This is a genomic window from Aquimarina discodermiae (assembly GCF_040786235.1).
GTDB lineage: Bacteria > Bacteroidota > Bacteroidia > Flavobacteriales > Flavobacteriaceae > Aquimarina.
The window spans coordinates 1-21,028 of the sequence record NZ_JBFMKP010000043.1 but is presented as its reverse complement, the minus strand read 5'-3'; the positions used below and the strand labels follow the sequence as shown (position 1 = coordinate 21,028).

The window sequence follows — 21,028 nt, the reverse complement described above, 5'->3', positions numbered from 1 at the left end:
TTTTATAGTAATTGTTTTGCTATGGCTTCTTCTATATAGTAATTGCAGGGTACAGATACCATCCCAAATTGCCCACTGGGATTTACTTCTAAAAAACAATAACCCTCATTATCATCAACAATCATATCGATGGATCCTGTTGTTAAGCCCAAAGCATTCATTGCTTCTAATAACTTCTGTTCTATGTCTAGAGGTAAAATATAAGGTACAGTCCTGTTGGGAAACGAATCATCATATTTTCTCATATCAGTTTTTGTTTGTTCATTTTGTTGTGAAAAAACTGCCATAGAATAAAAAGTATCTTTTAAAAAGAATATTCTTAATTCATAAGCTTTTTTAATGTTTTCTTGAAACAAGCTGGGAAAAAATGTATTGGGTAATTGATCTATGAATTCTTTGGTTACTTCTTCTGTATATCCCTCTAACGAGATATTACCAAAAGTATAAGAAGCAGATGATTCAATTCCTTTGGTAATAATTGTATGATGACAACAATTATAAAAGTCTATCAAGTCTTTTTTACTAGAAGTAATAAAAGTATTGGGTATTTGTAAGCCCGCTTTTTTTGCATATTCCAGTTGTTTTAATTTTTGATCCTGGCTACCATATTCTCCTATAAAAGGTATGGTGGGATGATCTTTAAACCATCGTACCAAAAAACCAACCAGTTCCTGCCATTCGTCGTGGAGGTGATTATAAATATGTTGTGTTAATATCTGATTTTTTGTTTCTATATCTGGATATTCATAACCAATACTCCCTCGTCGATACCAAACAGCGGTAATCTCATCTGAGTTGATAATCTTTTTTATATTTTAAGAAAATTTCATGTTTATTTATATCAATATTTTCTATTTGTAAATCATAGGCATTAGCTCTTATTACAGAGCTTTCTGTACCCAAAATCCAATCCATCACATCATTAGTACTCTCGTCTAATCGTTCTGAAAGTATAAGAATCATTCTTTGCAGGTATACTTTATATTTTGTTTTCTGTAATAATCTGCCAAGGGTTCGAATCCTATTTTTTTACGTCTTTCATTTGCCTCATCGCAATTACAGATTGGCATATTGAGATAAGTGCCGTAAATTTGGCAAAAATCCCCAGTAGGAAATTTATAATCATAAATTCTCGCAAAATGATAAGGGTACATTTCTCCTTTCATTACTGCTTCAAAAAGATAAGGTCTTAACACTTCAACCCATTCCTCTTGAAAATGTAATGGCATAAGCATACTACTTTTACTAACATCATATTTGCCATTCGTTATTTCTCCTATATCAGAAAACCCTGGCCATCGATCATTATTATTTTTTATAATTTCTAACAAGCGTTTATAATTTTGATTGTCAGCACGCATGGTAGTTCGAATTCCTGTAATAATAGGCGCTCTCGCTGCCTGATCTTTTTTTACCATTTTGATAATTTCTTCACGTAAAGGTATGTTAAGGGTATTTAGATGTTTTTCTCGTAAAACTGCATACTCCGTTTTAAGGATTTTATAATACTTCGATTTTTTAAAATACGGTAATTTTTTAGTCACCTTTTTAATTCGTTTTTGGGTAAGCCCTAATACTACTCCTTTTTTAAGATAGGTATATACTTTATCGGTATTTTGCAATTTATCGGCATTGATCCCTGCCAATAAATAATCTTCTTTAAAAGGTTTAGGCACCATCGCAAATGCTTTTTGATATAACGAATCAGAGCGTTGGTATTTTGCATCGAGATATGCAATTTCTGCATCGTTGATAATTTTATAATATGGAAGGTAATTCTGAGCAGTTACAGTCAAAAAGAATATTAAAAAAAATATCAATACAATGTTTTTCATTAATCTTATAATTTATTATTATAAAGATATCGTTAGATATCAAGTAGTTCATTTTTTAAAAACAATAATCGGAAACATTTGGGAATCTAAAAAAGACTCCCAAATATGTTTTGATTAATCGTGAGCAATTAACTTGTTTTCATATCTCTTTTTTATTCGAATTTTGGAAAGTTCTGAGTTTTCAGCTCTATTTTCATTTGTTATAATTTATTGAACGCTATTATAACTATTTTGGAAAATTGTAAATCATTTTGAACTAACAACAAATTAAAACACTAAGGGTCAAATAAGCACCACTCCCATCTCTAAACTAATATATAAAGTATCATTCAAATATATCCATCTGTTTTAATTTAATAGGTTACATAAATGAGGCTCTTTTTAAATAGTCCTTTATGCTATTGATTACTAATACCTTGCCCTTATCATTATGATTTATGAGAAGTGAGGTATCCTAATCCTATAAATTTTTATATACAGCTAGGCAATCGTATACGAGCAATACGATTACAGCAAAAGCTGTCTCAAAGCGAATTAGGATATCGTGCAGAATTGGATAAAAGCGTGATACAACGCCTGGAAATGGCACGAACCAATGCCACCATCAAAACATTACTAAAAATTGCAAATGCTTTTGATATTACGTTATCAGAATTGTGTGATATAGAAGCCATAGAAAACAAAAAATAGGCCGTTTCTATACTAATACCAGTCTAATGTAAATGATTACATTTACCTTCTTCTTCAATATGCAATCGTACTCTAAGTGCTACATAAAAATCAAAAGCTACGGACCTGATCACTACACTATCACCAAATTTCACTCTGGCGATATAGGTTTTTAGAATCGTATAATACCATTCCCACAGCTTATCATTTCTGTGTTGAAAGCCCATCAAAGATAAAATTGCCTCACCTAATTCTATACCTCCAAAAGAGGTATCAATACCTACGGTATTTAATTGATTCATAAACTTGGTTCCCAATAATTCATTCTTGATCAAAAACAAAATAAAGTCTTGATTAGGTAATAATTCGAATTTTGGAAAGTTCTGAGTTTTCAGCTCTATTTTCATTTGTTATAATTTTAAACTATCGTACATCAACGTAGTTCCCGGCCTTTGCTAAAGCAAGTATTGTAGAAAGTCTCCAAATACTATACCAAGTGCTAACTTCTATTATGAAGCGGGTCTATAATACCATTAAAATTGTTCTAATTTTTAACAGTAAATGAATAGCTCTCTATAAAATCGATGTAAGAGTTCTGTACGTATTAGTGGTCAAATCGTATCATTTGTCCTTGCCTATTATCAAAATAAATACACAATTTTTTTTAGCCATCAAATATGCTAAACGCACATCACTTCTTACATCTAATTTTTATCTTTTATGTTATTGTATATAAACTCCTTTCAAACTTTTATACATATATGTATCGTTCGAAATAAGATCACAATAAAATTGCAGGGTAGGAAATGCAATTTTATTTTTTAAGTTTTCTTCTATATTCGGCTTTTTCTTCTGCTACCTTAAGTAACTCTGTCGAACAATCCATTTCATAGATTTGTTTTGCCAATTGATCACTAACATATTCCTCTTTTAACTTCTGGATATCTAAATCAAAAACTTTGGCCAGTTTTGAGAGTCGTTTGACATCAAACTCCCTTTTTCCATTTTCAATTTTACTTAGGTTAGCCGCATCCAAATCTAATTGTGCTGCCAACTGAGTTAATGTAAATCCTCTTTTCGTTCTCAAAAGTCTAATGTACTCTCCAAAAGTTTCTTTCATGTGACTTGTCAAATCTTGACAAAGATAGTGTTATTTTTCGTATCTAAAAAACAGAATTAGTACAAAATTGTTCAAAAAAATATTTATAGTGTCAATATCCAGTCTAAAAACCATCAAATCCAAATATCTAAACCAAGTACACCAGTTGATTTTCATGGTTTTTCATAGTCACAATACTAGTTACCTCTATTGCACTTTCTACTTTATTTTTCAATACAACCAACACCTCTTCTTCAGTGTATTTGGTAATGGCCTTAAAAAGCATTCTTCCTATGTTATTATTATGTAAATCCATAGCATTTTCTATAGGAGCATTAGGTGCAATTTTTTCATATAAATCGGTAATCGTTTTTGCCCATTTTATCGCTTTTTCTTTATTTTTTGTGCGTATAAAAACCTGATAACACAATAGCATATTCCATAATGCATGTCGATATGCATTCGCGACCCCGTTACCATGGTGTTCCTTACCATAATTTTTATTACAAATAAGCATGGTGCTTTGTGTTGCACGAAGTGTTGGTAAAATACATATAGGATTAAGGAGCATGACCCAGGATAAACGACCTATTTGTTGGTAACTTAATCCTATGATCACCCTGTATAGATTCATACTATCCCTGATACTCTTTTACTGCGTCTACAAAAGCTCTAGCATTTTCTACCGGAATGTTTGGTAAAATACCATGTCCTAAATTAGCTATATATCGATCCTTACCAAACTCATCAATCATCTGTTTTACCATTTTTTTAATCTCGGCAGGGGGTGATAACAACCTTGATGGATCAAAATTACCTTGCAGCGTAATATTTCCTCCGCTTAGGTAACGTGCATTACGTGCAGAACAAGTCCAATCAACTCCTAATGCCGCAGCTCCCGATTTTGCCATTTCCTGTAGTGCAAACCAGCACCCTTTTCCAAAAACGATTACCTGAGTTTCGTCTTTTAATGCATCTACTATTTGCTGAATATATTTCCATGAGAACTCTTGATAATCTACAGGAGAAAGCATTCCTCCCCAACTATCAAATACCTGTACAGCATTTACACCCGTAGCCACTTTTGCTTTTAAGTAGGCAATAGTGGTATCTGTAATCTTTTGTAGTAATTGATGTGCAGCTTCTGGTTGTGTAAAGCACAGTTCTTTGGCTTTATCAAAATTTTTAGACCCTTGTCCCTGCACAGCATAACATAAAATGGTCCAAGGCGATCCTGCAAAACCAATAAGAGGAACACGATTATCCAAACGTTCTTTGGTTAGTTTGATCGCATCCATCACATATCCTAATTCTTCATAAACATCGGGTACAACTACTTGTTCTACATCTTTAAGAGATCGAATAGGGTTGGGCAACCAGGGGCCAATTCCGTCCTTCATTTCGACTTCGATATTCATTGCCTGCGGAATCACCAAAATATCGCTAAACAAAATCGCAGCATCTGGCCCAATGATATCTATAGGTTGTACTGTAATTTCTGATGCTAGTTCTGGAGTCCTGCATCTTGTAAAGAAATCATACTTTTCTTTTAACGCCATAAACTCTGGCAAGTATCTACCTGCCTGACGCATCATCCAAACTGGAGGTCGCTCCACAGTTTCTCCCTTTAAAGCCTTTAAGAATAAGTCGTTTTTAAGTTGTGTCATATAATTACAGCCCTATCGGGTCTTTTATTAAGGGTAGTGTCATGAAGTTTTTATGCACCTGTCAACATCTACCTTTTATTTTTTAAAATATTTTATAGCCTGTATAATAACATTTTCTACAGTAGGTTTGTTCGCTACTCGAACGGTATCTGTATAATTAATCGCTTCTGAAGCGGTAGTATTACCTATACAGAAAGTAATACTGTCTCCAATTCTATTTTTTGCAATATAGCTTTGTATACCAGACGGGCTAAAAAACAAAATCCCATCAAAAACACGATCAAATATACGCGAGTTCATATGAGTATTATATACTATTTGTTCTTTTAATTTTACACTGTGTTGTTTCAAAATATCGGGTAATTCGTTTCTTCTTAAGTTTCCACAAAAAAATTGAAACGAAGTGTTTTTATAGTTTTCTACAATAATTTTGGCCAAATCAGAAGCATTTTGAGCAGTTTCTATCACATTTTGCCCATGATCTACTAATAGCTTTTTAGTATTGTCTCCTACACAATAACAGTTTTTAATATTCAATTGTGATGTCGTATTTAAAACTGCTTTTACAGCATTCTTGCTCGTAAAAATTGCATGGTGCACCTCATCATTCATTTCAATTTCAAGCAATTCAATCTTTATAGCATCATATTCTACAAAACCAAGGCCACTATTCAATATCAGTTCCTTTTGCGCAACTGATAATTTTTTGGTAGATAATATGGTATAACCTTCTTCTTTATTATCCTCATTATCCTTAATAAGATGTTTCTTTGCAATTCCCTCACCCCGACCCTCTCCCTGAGGTAGAGGGAGAAATTCTTCAACACTCTTTTTTATACTTTGCAAAATCAGTTTATGATTATCAAAAACTACATCATTTTTAAATCTTAGTACTTTATATCCCAAAGCTTCCAAATGCAAATCTCTTAATTGATCTTTTTCTTTCTGGATATCACTATTATGATATTTTCCGTCAAGCTCAATAACGATTTGGTATTCAATATTTATAAAATCAACAAAATACTCTTTTATTGGATGTTGTCTCCTAAATTTCAAATTATCAAAATTTCTATTACGAAGAAGTTTCCACAATGCTGCCTCAGCTGTTGTTTGCTCTTTTCGAAGTAATCTTGATATTTGAGTTTTTTTATTCATCAATCACAATTCCCTCTCCCAAAGGAGAGGGTTAGGGTGAGGGTATTTTAAGTTTATTTTATCGCTGCTTTTATCCTCTTCATAAGTGCTTTCCCACCATTATTTAATACTTCTTGTGCACAGTTTTTACCAAAATCTTCTTTTTCTGAAATCCTAACTGTTTTTGTCACCGATATCATATCTTTTCCATCCAAACCATGCAATACTCCTGTAAAATGAATTTGATCGGCATCTATTTTCGCCAATGCTCCAATAGGTGCAGTACAACCTCCTTCTAACTCTCTTAAAAACTCACGTTCTATATGAACGCAAATTTGTGAGGCCTCATTATTAAGACTTGCCAAAGCCTCTCTACAAAAAGTATCTTCTTCTTTTGCAACAACCAGCATAGCACCTTGAGCAGGAGCTGGAATCATCCAATCTAAATCAATATAATTCTCTGGCTTTAGGTTAATTCGTTCTAAACCTGCAGCTGCAAATATAGCACCTTGCCAATCATTATCGGTTAGCTTTTGCATTCTTGTGTTTACATTACCGCGTAAATCTACAACTGTATGCGATGGATATTTATGTAACCACTGAGCTTTTCTACGTAAACTTCCTGTAGCGATCACTCCCTCTGTCTCTAAAAAATCTAATCCCTTATGTACTAAAATATCTTTAACATCTGCTCTTTTCAAAACCGCAGCCTCCACAATTCCACTTGGTAAAGCCGTGGGTACATCTTTCATAGAGTGAACCGCAATATCTATATCGCCATTTAACATGGCAACATCCAGTGTTTTCGTAAAAATGCCAGTTATTCCTAATTCGTATAGAGGTTTATCAAGAACAAGATCTCCTGTAGATTTTACGGGGACCAAATTCGTGTCGTATCCTAAATCATTTAATTGTTTTTGTACAGTATTGGCCTGCCAAAGTGCTAATTCACTATCTCTGGTACCTATACGAATTGTCTTTGTCAATGTTACTTATTTTGTAATTGAAAAACTTTCTGAATTAATTCTAAACTCTCATTTGCCGAAGTAGTATCATCTTTAAGATGATTGGCAAAATGATTGGTAATTTTCTGAATGATACGACTACTTATAATATCGGCCTGTTCCTCATCAAAATCTGCATACTTTTTTCGTTGTAAGTTAATCTCCATATCCTTCATAGTAATTAACTTATTCTTAAGCGCTTTGATTGTTGGAGCAAATTTTCTTGTCTCAAGCCAATCATTAAATTCAGTTTTTACTTCTTCTATGATTGCTTCGGCCTGTGGTACATACTGCTTTCTTTTCTGTAAAGTATCATCTGTCATTTTGGACAAGTGATCCAAATGAACCAATGTTACATTAGGCAATTCTGTAACGTTTGTTGCTACATTTTTAGGAATCGAAAGATCCAAAATTAGCAAGGGTTTGTCAGAATGGATTAATTGTTTAGAAATAGTAGGATTCTGGGCACCTGTAGCGACAATCAAAATGTCTGTATTCTTAATTTCAGATTGAATATTAGCATACTCCTTTACCACAAGATTAAACTTACCGGCCACCTTTTCTGCTTTATCTTTGGTACGATTAATTAAAGTAATATGATCATTTTTGGTATGCTTAATTAAATTTTCGCAAGTATTACGACCTATTTTTCCTGTACCAAAAAGTAATATATTCTTATCAGAGATATTTTCTACGTTCTTAAGAATATATTGTACCGATGCAAATGACACCGAAGTGGCACCAGAAGATATTTCGGTTTCATTTTTGATTCGCTTACTTGCCTGGATTACAGCATTGATCAATCGTTCTAGAAAAGGGTTTGTTATTCCTACCTTTTTTGACGTTTTAAAACTCAGTTTTAATTGACTAATAATTTCAAAATCTCCTAGTATTTGACTATCCAATCCCGTACCCACTTTAAACAGATGGGCTACGGCTTTACTGTTTTTATGAACGTAGGCAACTTTTTCAAACTCTTCTACAGTACCATGTGTGTGTTCACATAACAACTTGATTAACTGAAATGGGTGTTGGGCAAAACCATGCAACTCTGTTCTGTTACAAGTTGATGTAACCAATAACGCTTCTATACCTTCAGTTTTTGCCTGTTGCAATATGCTTTCTTTGGCATGATCACTAACACTAAAGCGTCCTCTAATCTCTGCGTCAGCTTTTTTATAGCTAAGTCCTATGGTATAAAAATTTGTTCCTTTCGCTCTTAAATGGGGCTCCATGCAGTTATGATCTATTTTCCTTGGGACAAAAATATTTTAGATAGTTTTAAAAAAATAACGCTAGAAGAGTTTTTAGTATCGAAAAACGTTATTTGCGGCATTATTTTATCATAAATCCTTAAAAAGGGCTATTTTTGTATTGCTACGGGTTGTTCTTGCAACGACAGTTTAGACTTATTCTAAATAACTAATAGATTGTATTATGGAAATTGAATTGAAAAACAACGCTCCAGGAATTCTAGAAGAAACTCAAATTGAAACCGGTTTTCACATTCTTAAATTTCAAAATGAAACAAATGAAAATCAATGCGTTGTGCGCGATATTGATAGTAGTTATATTCAATTTCATTTTTGTATAAAAGGTGCTGTAACCTTTAACTTTAATAACGGAAGTTATTCGATTAACCTTTCTGAAGAAAACTCGTTACTATTATACAACCCACAACGAGATTTACCGATGAATCTCGAAATGCAAACAGATGCCTGGCTTATCACGGTTCTCATATCTATAAAAAAATTTCATGCTTTGTTTTCTAAAGAAGCAGATTATATACCTTTTCTAGGTGAAGGCAATAGAGATAAAAAATATTATACAGATGCAGACATATCCCCATCTATGGCAGTTGTTCTAAATCAAATCATGAGTTATAGCCTACATCCTTCTGTAAAATTGTTATACCTTAAGGCTAAATGCTATGAATTACTAAGCTTGTACTTTAACAGGCCAGAAGATGCTAACATAGAACAATGTCCATTTTTGGTAGATGAAGAAAATGTTCTAAAAATAAGAAAAGCCAAAGAAATAATCATCGCCAGAATGTCAGAACCACCTACATTACAGGAATTATCCAAAGAAATAGGGTTACCTTTAAAAAAACTCAAAGACGGATTTAAGCAAATCTATGGTGAACCTGTATTTGCTTTTTTATTCGATTACAAAATGGAAGTCGCTAGGCAACTACTTGCATCTGGTGGACATAATGTAAATGAAGTAGGATTAAAGGTAGGGTATAGTACTGCAAGCCATTTTATTGCAGCATTTAAAAAGAAATTCGGTACTACTCCAAAAAAGTACGTAACAGGTTTATCATAACCTATGTAATTATTCGTTTCTGGGGATTCCAACTCCTTTTTGTAAGGATACAATAGAATCATACATTCCTTTATCTTCCTCGGTGGCGTCACCAATAATCGATACAAATTCGAATTGCTCTAATAACTCAATTACAAAAGGTAATTTCTCTTTTTCGACATCTAAAATTATTCGTTTCATGTGTTTTTAAATTAATATATAGTATCATCACATGTAACCTTAAGCTCATGAAAGAAAGATCATAAAAAAATATTTTTTACAATCGCCATAACCAAGCCGGGTTCATCGTTGCTTTTAATTGTCTACAAAATACTAAAATAAAACTATTTCGCATTTTAGTTTATCATTATTTAACGTATTTTAACCCTGATATTACCATATGAGAATACACTTTTACTTTGGTTGATTTTGAACTAATCGTCTCTTGCACTTATTAAATTTTAGCAGAATACCTTTCTGTAAAAGCAAAAAATACTGTTGTTTACATATCTTAAGCCTTATACTATACCGTTTCAGTTTAAAGCATATCATGCGCTCATCAATACCATCATCAAAAAGTCTTATCGTTTTTAAGCTCATAACATTTGATAGTTTGTATTTTTGCGCTACAAAAATACAAACCATGAGTAAAGGAGTTCTTCTTGTTAATTTAGGATCACCAGACAGCACCGATCCAAAAGATGTAAAAAAATATCTTGGTGAATTTTTAATGGACCCTCGAGTGATCGATGTTCCTTTATGGGCTCGTACATTAATCGTTAAAGGAATTATTCTAAATACAAGACCAAAAAAATCTGCCGCTGCCTATCAAAAAATCTGGTGGAAAGAAGGATCGCCTCTTATCGTATTATCAGAACGCTTACAAAAAAAAGTTTCAGATCGTACGGCTATCCCTATCGGACTTGCAATGCGATATGGATCTATGAGCATAAAAAAAGGATTACAGGAGTTGCATGATCAAGGAGTGAGAGAAGTAATGATTGTCCCTCTTTATCCTCAGTTTGCAATGGCGACTACAGAAACCATTTTGGTATTAGCAGAAGAATTGAGAGCAGCTCACTTTCCTGAAATGAAACTAACAAATGTACCCGCATTTTATAAAGATACAAGGTACATTGATATCTTATCTCAAAGTATTGACGAAAAGTTAGAAAGTTTGGATTATGAACATCTTTTGTTTTCGTATCATGGTGTACCCGAACGACATATTAGAAAAAGTGATGTTACTCAATCACATTGTAAGATAGATGGTAGTTGTTGCAATACACCATCTTCTGCGCATGAATTCTGCTATCGTCATCAGTGCTATACAACCACCAAAATGGTTGCAGAAAAACTAAGTTTACCAGAAGGAACCTATTCAACTTCATTTCAATCACGATTAGGATTTGATCCTTGGTTACAACCCTATACCGATCGTACTATAGAACGAATGGGAAAAGAAGGAATCAAGAAAATGGCTATTGTTACTCCTGCTTTTGTTGCTGATTGTTTAGAAACGCTGGAAGAAATCGCTATGGAAGGAGAAGAAATTTTTCATGAAGTTGGCGGAAAAGAGTTTACTACCATTCCTTGTCTAAATGATCGTGATGATTGGGCTGATCTTATTGCCAATTGGGTAAATAAGTGGGCACCTGTTAAAACGCAATCAGTATAATGGCCAAAGTAACCTCTGAAGCACTTGGTACAGAAACAATAGGAAAACTACTTATTAAGCAAGCGGTTCCTGCTTCTATAGGAATATTGGTGATGTCACTTAATGTCCTCATCGATTCTATTTTTGTTGGTAATTGGATCGGCCCTATTGCCATTGCTGCTATTAATGTAGTATTACCTGTGTCTTTTTTTATTGCAGCATTAGGAATGGCAATTGGTATTGGAGGCTCTAGCATTATATCGAGAGCATTAGGGGCTGGTAATAAAGAAAAGGCATTACAAACTTTTGGAAACCAAATCATCTTAACCCTACTATGCACAGTTTCATTAGTAATTTTGGGGCTTCTATTTGTAGATACTATTATCCCAAGGTTTGGAGGAAAAGGAGGCATTTTCGATCCCGCTAAAATATATTATATTATCGTTTTGTACGGGGTCCCCATCCTTGGTTTTGCCATGATGGGAAATACAGTAATACGAGCAGAAGGAAAGCCAAAATTTGCAATGACGGCCATGATCATACCAACGGTTGGAAACTTGCTAATGGATTATGTTTTCATTAAACTATTAGACATGGGCATGCATGGTGCTGCATGGGCAACTACGGGATCTTATCTGGCATGTTTTTTATACATTGCATGGTTCTTTTCTTCTAAAAACTCTGAACTAAAAGTAAGATTTAGACATTTCGTACTGCAAAAAAAAATAGTTTCAGAAATTGCCTCACTTGGTGGGGTTACATTGGCCAGACAAGCGGTTGTTAGTATTACTTATTTATTGATGAATAATATTTTATTCGATCTGGGACAAGAAGGTTTGGTAGCTGTATACGCAATCATAGGACGTATGCTTATGTTTGCATTGTTTCCTGTTTTTGGTGTTACGCAAGGATTTTTACCCATTGCTGGTTACAACTATGGTGCAAAACACTATACCAGAGTTCGAGAATCTATCAATACGGCCATCAAATATGCTGCTTTGGTAGCCACTCTTGTGTTTGTAGGTTTAATGATTTTTCCCTCAGAAATCTCTGCATTGTTTCTAAGTGACAACCCTAATCTTACTGCAAAAGAATTGGCATTAAACCAATTTGTACTTTCTCATACAGCAACACCAATGCGTTTGGTATTTGCAGCCACACCAATAATTGCGCTTCAGTTAATAGGGGGTGCTTATTTTCAGGCCGTTGGAAAAGCAATCCCTGCATTGCTTCTCACTTTGTCACGCCAGGGATTCTTTTTTATTCCTTTAATTTTGGTTTTACCAAAATTTATGGGAGAATTAGGGGTTTGGATCTCATTTCCTATTGCCGATGTATTAGCTACTATTGTTACCGGGTATTTTCTTAATAGAGAAATCAGAACAAAGCTTTTAACGGCAAAGACCAGTTGACACCTTATACCAAATAAACCATAAAATGCGACATAAGATGTGACGTTGCTTTATGGTTTTTTAGTCTTAGAATCTCATTATATTACTTATTACATTTTTTCTTTTCGTTTTTATATCAAAACGTTCCTCTAACGCTTCTTTAATGCGCTCCAGGCCTTCTAAAATATATTGCTTACGTTCTCCTATTCCAATTCTAAAATGATAATCCATCCCGTAACAATCGCCTGCCAGAATAAAAACACTTTTTTCTGTTCGCAACCATTCTGCTAATTTGGTAGAGTTAATATCTAGATTGTATTTTACAAATAACATCCCACCTCCTTTGGGAGCGACATACTCGAATAAATCCCCATATTGATCTAACCATTCTTTTACTGCCACCAGGTTTTCATTCAACATGGTCCTATTTCTTCTCAATATCTGTTGTCGTCTTTCTGGTCGTAATGCAATTTCTGCAATATGATGACTCATAACCCCTGCCGTTATAGAAGTATAATCATGATATGCCCAGGTATCTGCAATAACATCTTCTGGTCCAACCAACCAACCAAGACGCAATCCGGGTAAAGCATATGCTTTGGATAACCCCCCATTTACCATTACTTTATCATATACCCCTACAAAACTATCGATGGTTTGACCATTTAGTTCTGCCCCCATATAGACCTCATCACAATAAATCCAAGCATCAACGCTCTTTGCTATATCAACAATTTCTAACATTTCATCACCACTAAGTGTATACCCCGTTGGGTTGTTAGGGTTGCAAAGTGCTATCATCTTGGTTTTTGATGTCACCAAAGACCTTAGCTCTTCTAAATCAGGTCTCCAATGGTCATCTTCTTTAAGGTGAAATGCTTTTGCAATACAACCCATTTCTTTTGCAATCCCCCATATTTGCATATAGTTTGGAACCATCATCACTACTTCATCTCCTTTTTCTAATAAGGTATGACAAGCAATAAAATTAGCCTCAGAAGAACCATTGGTTACCAGTATATTCTCCTCATCTGCTCCACTATAAAGTGCGCTTATTCTTTTACGAAGTGGTATAGAACCATTTGTTTGTCCATATCCTAATACCAAATTTGTTAAGTCTTTTATTTCATCATTGGTCAACAATTCTTGTAAGGTATAAGGATGAAAACCACTTTCTGTTAAATTATAATCTACAGTATTTTCGAATAATGACTGTACTCGCTCTAGCTCAAAAATTGGAATATTCATACTTCATCTTTTTTAATTATTCATATATTTTTTATACACTGCTTTTGCAATCATAATATCTTGTACCGCAACACCTGTTAAATCGGCAACGGTGATCTGTGTATCGTTTTTACGTTGTAAAGAGGGAGTCTGGATCGCTATTCCCAACTCGACGACATTGGCTTGTGTTATAAAACCATCTTTTAACGCTCTAAATACCTCTCCTCTTGTTTTACTTTGACTAATACTATCTACCACCACAATATCTGCTTTCTGTAGCAATGCACTTTCTAGCTCTTGTTTGTTTTCTGTATCAGCACCTACCGCAGTAATATGTGTACCTTCCAAAATATCTTCTTCTTTAAGCAAAGGAATTTCTGATGGGGTTGTGGTTACAATCAAGTTACAATTTTGTGCAACCTGGGTAGTAGATGACGCTATTTTTATTTCACACTCCCCTAATTGATTTTTAAATTTTTTCGTATTCTCAGCATCTCTTCCCCATACCCAAACCGAAATATTCGGATAAAATCTCTGAAGATATTGTAATTGCAATTTTGCCTGAATACCGGTACCTATAATGCCAATTCCTTTTATTTTTTTGGGAGCAAAATATTGTGAGACCATGGCACCTGCTGCCGCAGTACGAATATCTGTAAGTAATCCTTCATCTAACAATATCCCTCTAGGCTCACCTGTTTTTTGACTAAAAAGAAGCATCATTCCCTGGCTAGTCGAAATCCCAAACTTAACATTACCATAGAAACCAGAAGCCACCTTAATCACAAAATAATCATCCTCTTTTATGTATCCATATTTGATATGGGTTTCTCCTTTAGGGTTATTAAAAAGTAATTCTCCTACTGGCGGAACCATCGTATTCTGGTTACTATATTGTACAAAACCCTCTTTCATTGCTGCAACAACATCGATATCCTTAACAATAGATTTGATTTCCTTTTGATTAATAATTGTGGTCATACTCTATTAATATTTCGGTTAGTAATGTTGTGTTTATTTTTTTTCCGGTAAGTACCAAAACCACATTTTTTCCTTGGTACTTTTTATGCTCGAACAGCGCTGCAACCGGAAGTGCTGATGCAGGCTCTATTAATGTATGGTGGTTATTGACTATAAATGCTATTGCCTTTTTGATGGTGTTTTCTTGTATAAGTTCGAAACTAGAGAGGTGTTTTTTACATATATCAAAGGTGATGGCCTTGTCTTCGATTCCTCCTGCCGTAGCATCAGAAATAGTATTTTGTATACTTGGTTTCACTATTCTATTATTCTGCACAGATTCATACATCTCTGCTGCATTTTTAGGCTGGCATCCAACAACTTCTGTTTCAAACTCCTTAAAATATGAAGCTATGCCTGCAACAAGTCCACCCCCACCAACAGGTGTAAGCACAACATCTACATTTGGTAACTGTTTCTTTATTTCTAAACCTATGGTCCCCTGCCCTTTAATAATTTCTAAATCATTATAAGGATGAATCATAATTCCTTGTATTTCTTTGGCATACGCAACCGCTTTTTGTTCGGCTTCCATGCTATTTTTTCCATAAAAATGGATTGTCAAATCATATGACTGTAACGCTTTTACTTTTACCTTACTGGTTGTATGCGGAAGGAATAAAACGCCTCTAAAACCAAAAACCTTTGAAGCATATCCAAAAGCCGCTGCGTGATTTCCTGTTGAAGCGGCAACAAACGTCTTTTCGAAGTCTTCTTTGTCAACACTATATAACTTACTTAATAATCCCCGTATTTTAAAAGAACCTGTATGCTGTAAATGCTCCATTTTTAGATATACATTCGCTCCTGATATAGCACTCAATGCTGATGAATAAATCAGTGGTGTCTCATAAATATCATTTTTAATAAGTTGATACGTATTTGTTATATCAGACATTGAAATCATTCCCCTACTTTTTTCTTTAACTCAATTTATCCATAAAAAAACCTCCGTACACCAAAATCCTATTTAAATGGATAAGGTATACGGAGGTTTCCGCAAAAAATTCACTTATTCTCCCAGTTTCTTCCTTATGACAGAGAATAGGTGTGTAGCAACCGCTACATAATTTCTTCTATAACAAATATAGAAAAAATATTACAATACTTCATTGATAAACAATATGCTACTTTCAAAAATATACTTATCAGGATTATTATTTATTAGTCAAAACAAATTGAAGTTGCTTAAAAAAGCAACTTATATAATCAGAACACATTCGAGATTTTCAGTTATCTTCGCCCAAGAATCAAAACGTTCTTTCTTCTATCATTGATTTATTATTTATATGAGCGAATATTACAATTACATAAAGTCATTACACCTCATCTTTGTTATTACCTGGTTTGCAGGGTTATTTTATATCCCCAGATTATTTGTTTATCAAATAGAAGCTTCTCAAAAACCACTCCCTGATAAAGAAATATTAGGTAAGCAACTTAAATTAATGGCCAAAAGACTTTGGTTTATTATTACCTGGCCATCGGCCATACTAGCTACCTTATTTGCTTTATGGTTGTTGATCATTGTCCCAGAATGGTTACAAGAACCCTGGATGCATGTTAAACTTGGTTTTGTAGTATTGTTATTTGCATATCACTTAAAATGCCATCATATTTACAATCAACTTCAGAATGATATAATTAAATGGTCTTCTGGTAAAATGCGTATCTGGAACGAAGGTTCTACAATAATTTTGTTCTCAGTTATTTTCCTTGTAATACTAAAAGATGCAGTAAATTGGGTATTTGGCGTTATTGGTATCATATCTCTATCAGTGCTACTAATGTTAGGAATCAGACTATACAAAAAGATAAGAGATAAAAACCCAGAAGCCTAAACGACCTAAACATTTACCTTGTATTATCCTGTAAATTATCCTTACTGCTCTTACCTCACTACTTTTCATTATCTTCGTGTAATTTTTAGTACAATTCTATGATCAAATCGATGACGGGCTTTGGGAAATCTATCCTTCAGTTACCCACAAAAAAAATAACTATTGAAGTAAAATCACTTAATAGTAAAAACCTAGATCTCAATGCCAGAATCCCTTCTCAATATAGAGAGAAGGAGCTTGAAATGCGAAACACTATAGCCAAAAAACTAGCACGAGGTAAGGTAGATTTTGGGCTTTATGTAGAAATAACAGCAGAAGAGACGTCGAACAAAGTGAATGAAGGAGTTGTAAAAGAATATATGAAGCAACTCTCTGTTATACACCCCGGAGATGCTACAGAACTTTTAAAAATGGCTATTCGCATGCCTGATGCATTAAAAACAGAACGAGAAGAAATTGATGAAAAAGAGTTTAATGCGATCAAGGAAGCTTTAGATAAAGCATTATCTGAGATTGAAAGTTATCGTGTTGATGAAGGAAAAGCTCTAGAAAAAGATTTTAATATTCGTATCAAAAATATAAGTGCTTTACTTGACAAGGTGATGGAAATGGATCCTGAACGTATGGAAGGTGTTAGAGAGCGACTGAATAAAGCTATTGCCGAACTAAAAGAAGAAGTCGATCAAAATCGTTTTGAACAAGAATTAATCTATTACTTGGAAAAATTCGATATTACAGAAGAAAAAGTGCGATTATCAAATCATCTCGAATATTTTGCAACTACTTTGGACTCTGCAGATTCTAACGGTAAAAAATTAGGTTTTATCACACAAGAGTTGGGTCGCGAAATTAACACTATTGGTAGTAAATCTAATTATGCTCCCATGCAGCAGTTGGTGGTGCAGATGAAAGATGAACTCGAAAAAATCAAAGAACAATTACTAAACGTATTATAGCTAAATGAACCAAGGTAAACTTATTGTGCTTTCTGCTCCTTCAGGAAGCGGAAAAACTACTTTAGTTAAATATTTACTGAATCAAGAAGAACTTAATCTTGGCTTTTCTATTTCTGCTGCATCGCGCGAACCACGAGGAGGAGAAATTCATGGAAAAGATTATTATTTTTTATCCTTAAGAGATTTTAAAGATAAAATTAAAGCCGACGAATTTCTAGAGTGGGAAGAGGTATATCGTGATAACTTTTATGGTACTCTAAAAACCGAGGTACAACGCTTATGGGATCAGGGAAAACATGTAATATTTGATATTGACGTAGTAGGTGGGTTAGATATTAAAAGAATTTATCCCGATAGAACGCTTGCGGTTTTTATCAAACCTCCTAGTATAGAAGAATTAAAAATTCGTTTAAAAAAGCGTAAAACAGAATCTGAAGATAAAATCAATATGAGGGTCTCTAAAGCATCTACAGAAATGGCCACGGCACCTCAGTTTGATGCCATTGTCACTAACGATAATCTGGAAAATGCAAAAAGCGAAGTACTGCAACTAGTGAAAAAATTTCTTTCTAAATAAGCTTTCTAGATACTAGATGGTAACGTATCTAAAAGAAAAAGATTCTTTCTGATGAAAAAAATTGGACTCTACTTTGGCACTTTTAACCCAATACATATTGGGCATCTTGCTATTGCAAATCATATGGCAGAATATTCTGATCTGGACGAATTATGGATGGTAGTTACTCCTCATAACCCCCATAAAAAAAAGAGTTCCTTATTAGATAATCATCATCGCTATGAAATGGTGTATCGAGCTACACAATATTACCCCAAGTTGCATCCTAGCGATATAGAGTTTAAATTACCACAACCAAACTATACGGTAAATACATTGATTTATTTACAAGAAAAATATCCTGAAGATGAATTTCATTTGATCATGGGCGAGGATAATTTAAAAAGCTTTCATAAATGGAAAAATTATGAGGTGATCTTAGAAAAACATCACATTTATGTATATCCTCGTATTGCAGAAGGTGTGGTAGAAAATCAATTTACCGATCACCCAAAAATCCATAGAATAGATGCTCCCATAATGGAGATTTCTTCGACTTTTATCAGGAAGGCTATCCCCTTAGATAAAAATATTAGGCCATTATTGCCAGAACCCGTTTGGGAGTATATTGATGAAATGAATTTTTACAAATAAAGGATTGATGCTTTATTTAAAACATTTGTTTCAATATTTTCTACATCAAAAATCATTCACTATCAGAGTATATTAAGTCAGATGGACATATTGCAAATTCTTTTTTGAAACATTTGGAAAAGTAGGAAGGACTCGAAAAACCTGTTTGAAAAGCTATTTCTGCAATCGTATTTTGACCGTTCTTTATTAATTCTTTTGCTTTATTAAGTCGGATTGAAGAAATCAATTGATTAGGAGATTTGTTGGTACTTGCTTTTAATTTACGTTGTAATTGTCGTTCACTTACTCCTACCTCCCTACAAAGCATAGTAACCCCATAGTAATCATTGCTTAAATGATTATTTATACTTTTAATTACCTTATGTAAAAAAAAGTCAGGCTGTAGATTTTTTTGTACAATTACTTTATTAGTGTTTGATTGTAATCTTTTGGTTACCGTAAATAAAAGCAAAGAAGCTCCTAATTCTGTTTTAAAAATAGTCTTACTAGGTGTAAAGTCCATATCTACACCAACTAATAAGTTTTTTACCGTTTGTGTAAGTAAAATTTCATTAGTATATGATTGGCTCTTTATAAAGCTTACAAAATGATCCGTCTCATCACAAACATAATTTTTGATAGAACACTCTTTAATATCAATACCTATTGAAATTTGCGTGTTAAAGCTTTTAACAGCTTCTACAAGTTCTGCACTACAATTTACTGCTTTACTAGGCCCTTCAAAAGTAATAGCAAAGGTATTTTCAGTATCAATAATCAAGTTTCCTTTATACTTATTTGCAAATTTCTTTACCAAATTTCTCACTGTATATTGATACGCATTTACGGTTTGAAAATATCCTATCATAAAGGTATATAACTTTTTGTCATATACAGGTTTTAGTAGTATCGTTTCCGTTTCTATAAACGTTTTTATCTCCTCTAAAACTATCTTGGTATCACCAGCCCAAAATAAGTGATCATTCCCTTCAAGTTCTACGAACCTCGAATCTGGTATACGCTCTGCAATAAATCTACCTTCTTCGATCTTTACGTCTATATCATCCCTACACTGCAATAGTAATGTCGGAACTTTTATAGTCCCCAAAATATCTATAATATCTACTTGAGTGTTCATTTTGGTTAGTATCAATGCAGCTTTAGGGCTTGCCCCAGAACGAAAATAGCTAGCCAACCATTCCATAAATGCTTTATCTTGTGCTTTAGAAGGTGCTAAAGATTCTAAGTTCATAGCACCACTTCCCCAATTATTTGAGATCATATCATATACTTCCTGACGCTCTTCATCTGTAGGTGCCCAAGGATACTCTTCTGAATATATACGTCTTGCAAAAATCCCAAAGGCAATCAAAGCGATTACACGATCTGGATAGGTTGCACTAAATAATACAGAAACACTACCCCCTTCAGAATGACCAAATAGGATAGCTTTTTCTGATCCTGCTGCATCCATAACAGCAGTAATATCTTCCATACGTTCTTCTAATGTAGCAAATTCTACCACTCTATCCGAAAGACCCGTACCTCTTTTATCAAAAAGAATCACTCTTGCGAATTTGCCAAGTTCTTCAAAGAAATTAACCAATTCTGGGCAAAACCACATCAAGTCAATATTAGAAACCCACCCAGGAATATATACCAAATCAATAGACCCCTCGCCAAATACCTGATACGCTATATTGACACCTCCACTACTTGTATACATTGTTTTTGGCTTTATCATGTCGTTTGTTCTAAGAGTATTATAAAAAGTTAAAATTTACTTTTATAAAACTATAAAATAATAAGAAAAAACCATAAAAACAATATGTATATTATATGTTCGCAACCATAAATAACATTACAATTTAGTCATAGAAAACTACTACAAACTTGTGATAATAAAAAAGGGCTAAGTTCTAAAAAGGATATGATTTAGCGCTATATTTTTAAATTCGTTCCATACTGTATTGGAAGCAAAAGCAATAGTAGCCACTGTAGCCATTCTATTTGTATCATTTTTGATTTTTTC

General features: G+C 33.7%; 23 protein-coding genes. 8 read left to right on the top strand and 15 right to left on the bottom strand.

The features are described 5' to 3' along the window. Positions 1-2: 2 nt before the first annotated feature. The 3 genes from gwsG to ABW636_RS20745 are packed head-to-tail and all read right to left on the bottom strand — an operon-like array spanning position 3 to position 1,835. The gene (gwsG, locus tag ABW636_RS20755) at positions 3-734 is read right to left on the bottom strand and encodes a grasp-with-spasm system ATP-grasp peptide maturase (RefSeq protein WP_367592034.1); all 732 of its coding nucleotides are present in this window, start codon (positions 732-734) and stop codon (positions 3-5) included. A 52-nt stretch (positions 735-786) separates the two neighbouring features. Then, positions 787-963, bottom strand: a complete 177-nt coding sequence (locus tag ABW636_RS20750) for a hypothetical protein (RefSeq protein ID WP_367592012.1) — start codon at positions 961-963, stop codon at positions 787-789. Next, complete coding sequence (locus ABW636_RS20745) at positions 960-1,835, bottom strand: hypothetical protein (protein ID WP_367592011.1); 876 nt, start codon at positions 1,833-1,835, stop codon at positions 960-962. The genes ABW636_RS20750 and ABW636_RS20745 overlap by 4 nt, the downstream gene beginning before the upstream one ends. Before the next feature lie 444 nt (positions 1,836-2,279). On the opposite strand from ABW636_RS20745, the gene ABW636_RS20740 reads away from it, so the two are divergent. Beyond that, a complete protein-coding gene (locus tag ABW636_RS20740) occupies positions 2,280-2,525 on the top strand; it encodes a helix-turn-helix domain-containing protein (RefSeq protein ID WP_367592010.1) in 246 nt (81 codons plus the stop codon). 23 nt (positions 2,526-2,548) lie between these two features. Here ABW636_RS20740 and ABW636_RS20735 read toward each other — a convergent pair whose 3' ends face one another. The 7 genes from ABW636_RS20735 to hemA form a co-directional block, all read right to left on the bottom strand. Beyond that, positions 2,549-2,911: a hypothetical protein gene (locus ABW636_RS20735; RefSeq protein WP_367592009.1), complete on the bottom strand. Its 363-nt coding sequence runs from the start codon at positions 2,909-2,911 to the stop codon at positions 2,549-2,551. 407 nt (positions 2,912-3,318) lie between these two features. Next, a complete protein-coding gene (locus ABW636_RS20730) occupies positions 3,319-3,624 on the bottom strand; it encodes a helix-turn-helix domain-containing protein (protein WP_367592008.1) in 306 nt (101 codons plus the stop codon). A 127-nt stretch (positions 3,625-3,751) separates the two neighbouring features. Continuing rightward, entirely contained in the window at positions 3,752-4,237 is a 486-nt protein-coding gene (locus ABW636_RS20725) for a DUF6973 domain-containing protein (protein WP_367592007.1), read from the bottom strand. A 1-nt stretch (position 4,238) separates the two neighbouring features. Beyond that, positions 4,239-5,270, bottom strand: a complete 1,032-nt coding sequence (hemE, locus tag ABW636_RS20720) for a uroporphyrinogen decarboxylase (RefSeq protein ID WP_367592006.1) — start codon at positions 5,268-5,270, stop codon at positions 4,239-4,241. A 75-nt stretch (positions 5,271-5,345) separates the two neighbouring features. After that, the gene (locus ABW636_RS20715) at positions 5,346-6,425 is read right to left on the bottom strand and encodes a DUF559 domain-containing protein (protein ID WP_367592005.1); all 1,080 of its coding nucleotides are present in this window, start codon (positions 6,423-6,425) and stop codon (positions 5,346-5,348) included. A gap of 53 nt (positions 6,426-6,478) precedes the next feature. Further along, entirely contained in the window at positions 6,479-7,390 is a 912-nt protein-coding gene (gene hemC / locus ABW636_RS20710; protein ID WP_367592004.1) for a hydroxymethylbilane synthase, read from the bottom strand. Between the two features lie 2 nt (positions 7,391-7,392). Further along, positions 7,393-8,643 carry a glutamyl-tRNA reductase gene (gene hemA / locus ABW636_RS20705; RefSeq protein ID WP_367592003.1) on the bottom strand — a complete coding sequence of 417 codons (1,251 nt, stop codon included), beginning with the start codon at positions 8,641-8,643 and terminating at the stop codon, positions 7,393-7,395. Positions 8,644-8,845: 202 nt separating this feature from the next. On the opposite strand from hemA, the gene ABW636_RS20700 reads away from it, so the two are divergent. After that, positions 8,846-9,736 carry a helix-turn-helix domain-containing protein gene (locus tag ABW636_RS20700; protein ID WP_367592002.1) on the top strand — a complete coding sequence of 297 codons (891 nt, stop codon included), beginning with the start codon at positions 8,846-8,848 and terminating at the stop codon, positions 9,734-9,736. Positions 9,737-9,745: 9 nt separating this feature from the next. Here ABW636_RS20700 and ABW636_RS20695 read toward each other — a convergent pair whose 3' ends face one another. Further along, positions 9,746-9,916: a hypothetical protein gene (locus ABW636_RS20695; protein ID WP_367592001.1), complete on the bottom strand. Its 171-nt coding sequence runs from the start codon at positions 9,914-9,916 to the stop codon at positions 9,746-9,748. 442 nt (positions 9,917-10,358) lie between these two features. Between ABW636_RS20695 and hemH the strand changes: the two genes are divergently transcribed. Then, positions 10,359-11,393 (top strand): ferrochelatase, encoded by a 1,035-nt coding sequence (gene hemH, locus ABW636_RS20690; RefSeq protein WP_367592000.1) that lies wholly within the window; start codon positions 10,359-10,361, stop codon positions 11,391-11,393. Continuing rightward, positions 11,393-12,784: an MATE family efflux transporter gene (locus ABW636_RS20685; RefSeq protein WP_367591999.1), complete on the top strand. Its 1,392-nt coding sequence runs from the start codon at positions 11,393-11,395 to the stop codon at positions 12,782-12,784. Before hemH ends, ABW636_RS20685 begins: the two co-directional genes overlap by 1 nt. Before the next feature lie 66 nt (positions 12,785-12,850). On the opposite strand, the gene ABW636_RS20680 is transcribed toward ABW636_RS20685, so the two are convergent. Genes ABW636_RS20680 through ABW636_RS20670 form a run of 3 tightly spaced genes read right to left on the bottom strand, consistent with a single transcriptional unit; the run spans position 12,851 to position 15,917 of the window. Further along, positions 12,851-14,011, bottom strand: a complete 1,161-nt coding sequence (locus tag ABW636_RS20680; protein ID WP_367591997.1) for an aminotransferase class I/II-fold pyridoxal phosphate-dependent enzyme — start codon at positions 14,009-14,011, stop codon at positions 12,851-12,853. A 12-nt stretch (positions 14,012-14,023) separates the two neighbouring features. Further along, the gene (locus ABW636_RS20675) at positions 14,024-14,971 is read right to left on the bottom strand and encodes a Rossmann-fold NAD(P)-binding domain-containing protein (protein ID WP_367591996.1); all 948 of its coding nucleotides are present in this window, start codon (positions 14,969-14,971) and stop codon (positions 14,024-14,026) included. Further along, on the bottom strand, positions 14,955-15,917 hold the full coding sequence (locus tag ABW636_RS20670) for a pyridoxal-phosphate dependent enzyme (RefSeq protein WP_367591995.1): 963 nt from the start codon (positions 15,915-15,917) through the stop codon (positions 14,955-14,957). The genes ABW636_RS20675 and ABW636_RS20670 overlap by 17 nt, the downstream gene beginning before the upstream one ends. Before the next feature lie 382 nt (positions 15,918-16,299). On the opposite strand from ABW636_RS20670, the gene ABW636_RS20665 reads away from it, so the two are divergent. The 4 genes from ABW636_RS20665 (at position 16,300) to nadD (ending at position 19,017) form a co-directional block, all read left to right on the top strand. After that, a complete protein-coding gene (locus ABW636_RS20665) occupies positions 16,300-16,851 on the top strand; it encodes a CopD family protein (RefSeq protein WP_367591994.1) in 552 nt (183 codons plus the stop codon). A 98-nt stretch (positions 16,852-16,949) separates the two neighbouring features. Next, positions 16,950-17,807, top strand: coding sequence for a YicC/YloC family endoribonuclease (locus tag ABW636_RS20660; protein WP_367591993.1), 858 nt, complete (start codon positions 16,950-16,952; stop codon positions 17,805-17,807). Between the two features lie 4 nt (positions 17,808-17,811). Then, the gene (gene gmk, locus ABW636_RS20655; protein WP_367591992.1) at positions 17,812-18,384 is read left to right on the top strand and encodes a guanylate kinase; all 573 of its coding nucleotides are present in this window, start codon (positions 17,812-17,814) and stop codon (positions 18,382-18,384) included. A 51-nt stretch (positions 18,385-18,435) separates the two neighbouring features. Next, positions 18,436-19,017 (top strand): nicotinate (nicotinamide) nucleotide adenylyltransferase, encoded by a 582-nt coding sequence (gene nadD / locus ABW636_RS20650; protein ID WP_367591991.1) that lies wholly within the window; start codon positions 18,436-18,438, stop codon positions 19,015-19,017. 52 nt (positions 19,018-19,069) lie between these two features. On the opposite strand, the gene ABW636_RS20645 is transcribed toward nadD, so the two are convergent. Beyond that, complete coding sequence (locus ABW636_RS20645) at positions 19,070-20,740, bottom strand: alpha/beta fold hydrolase (RefSeq protein WP_367591990.1); 1,671 nt, start codon at positions 20,738-20,740, stop codon at positions 19,070-19,072. Positions 20,741-21,028 lie beyond the last annotated feature (288 nt).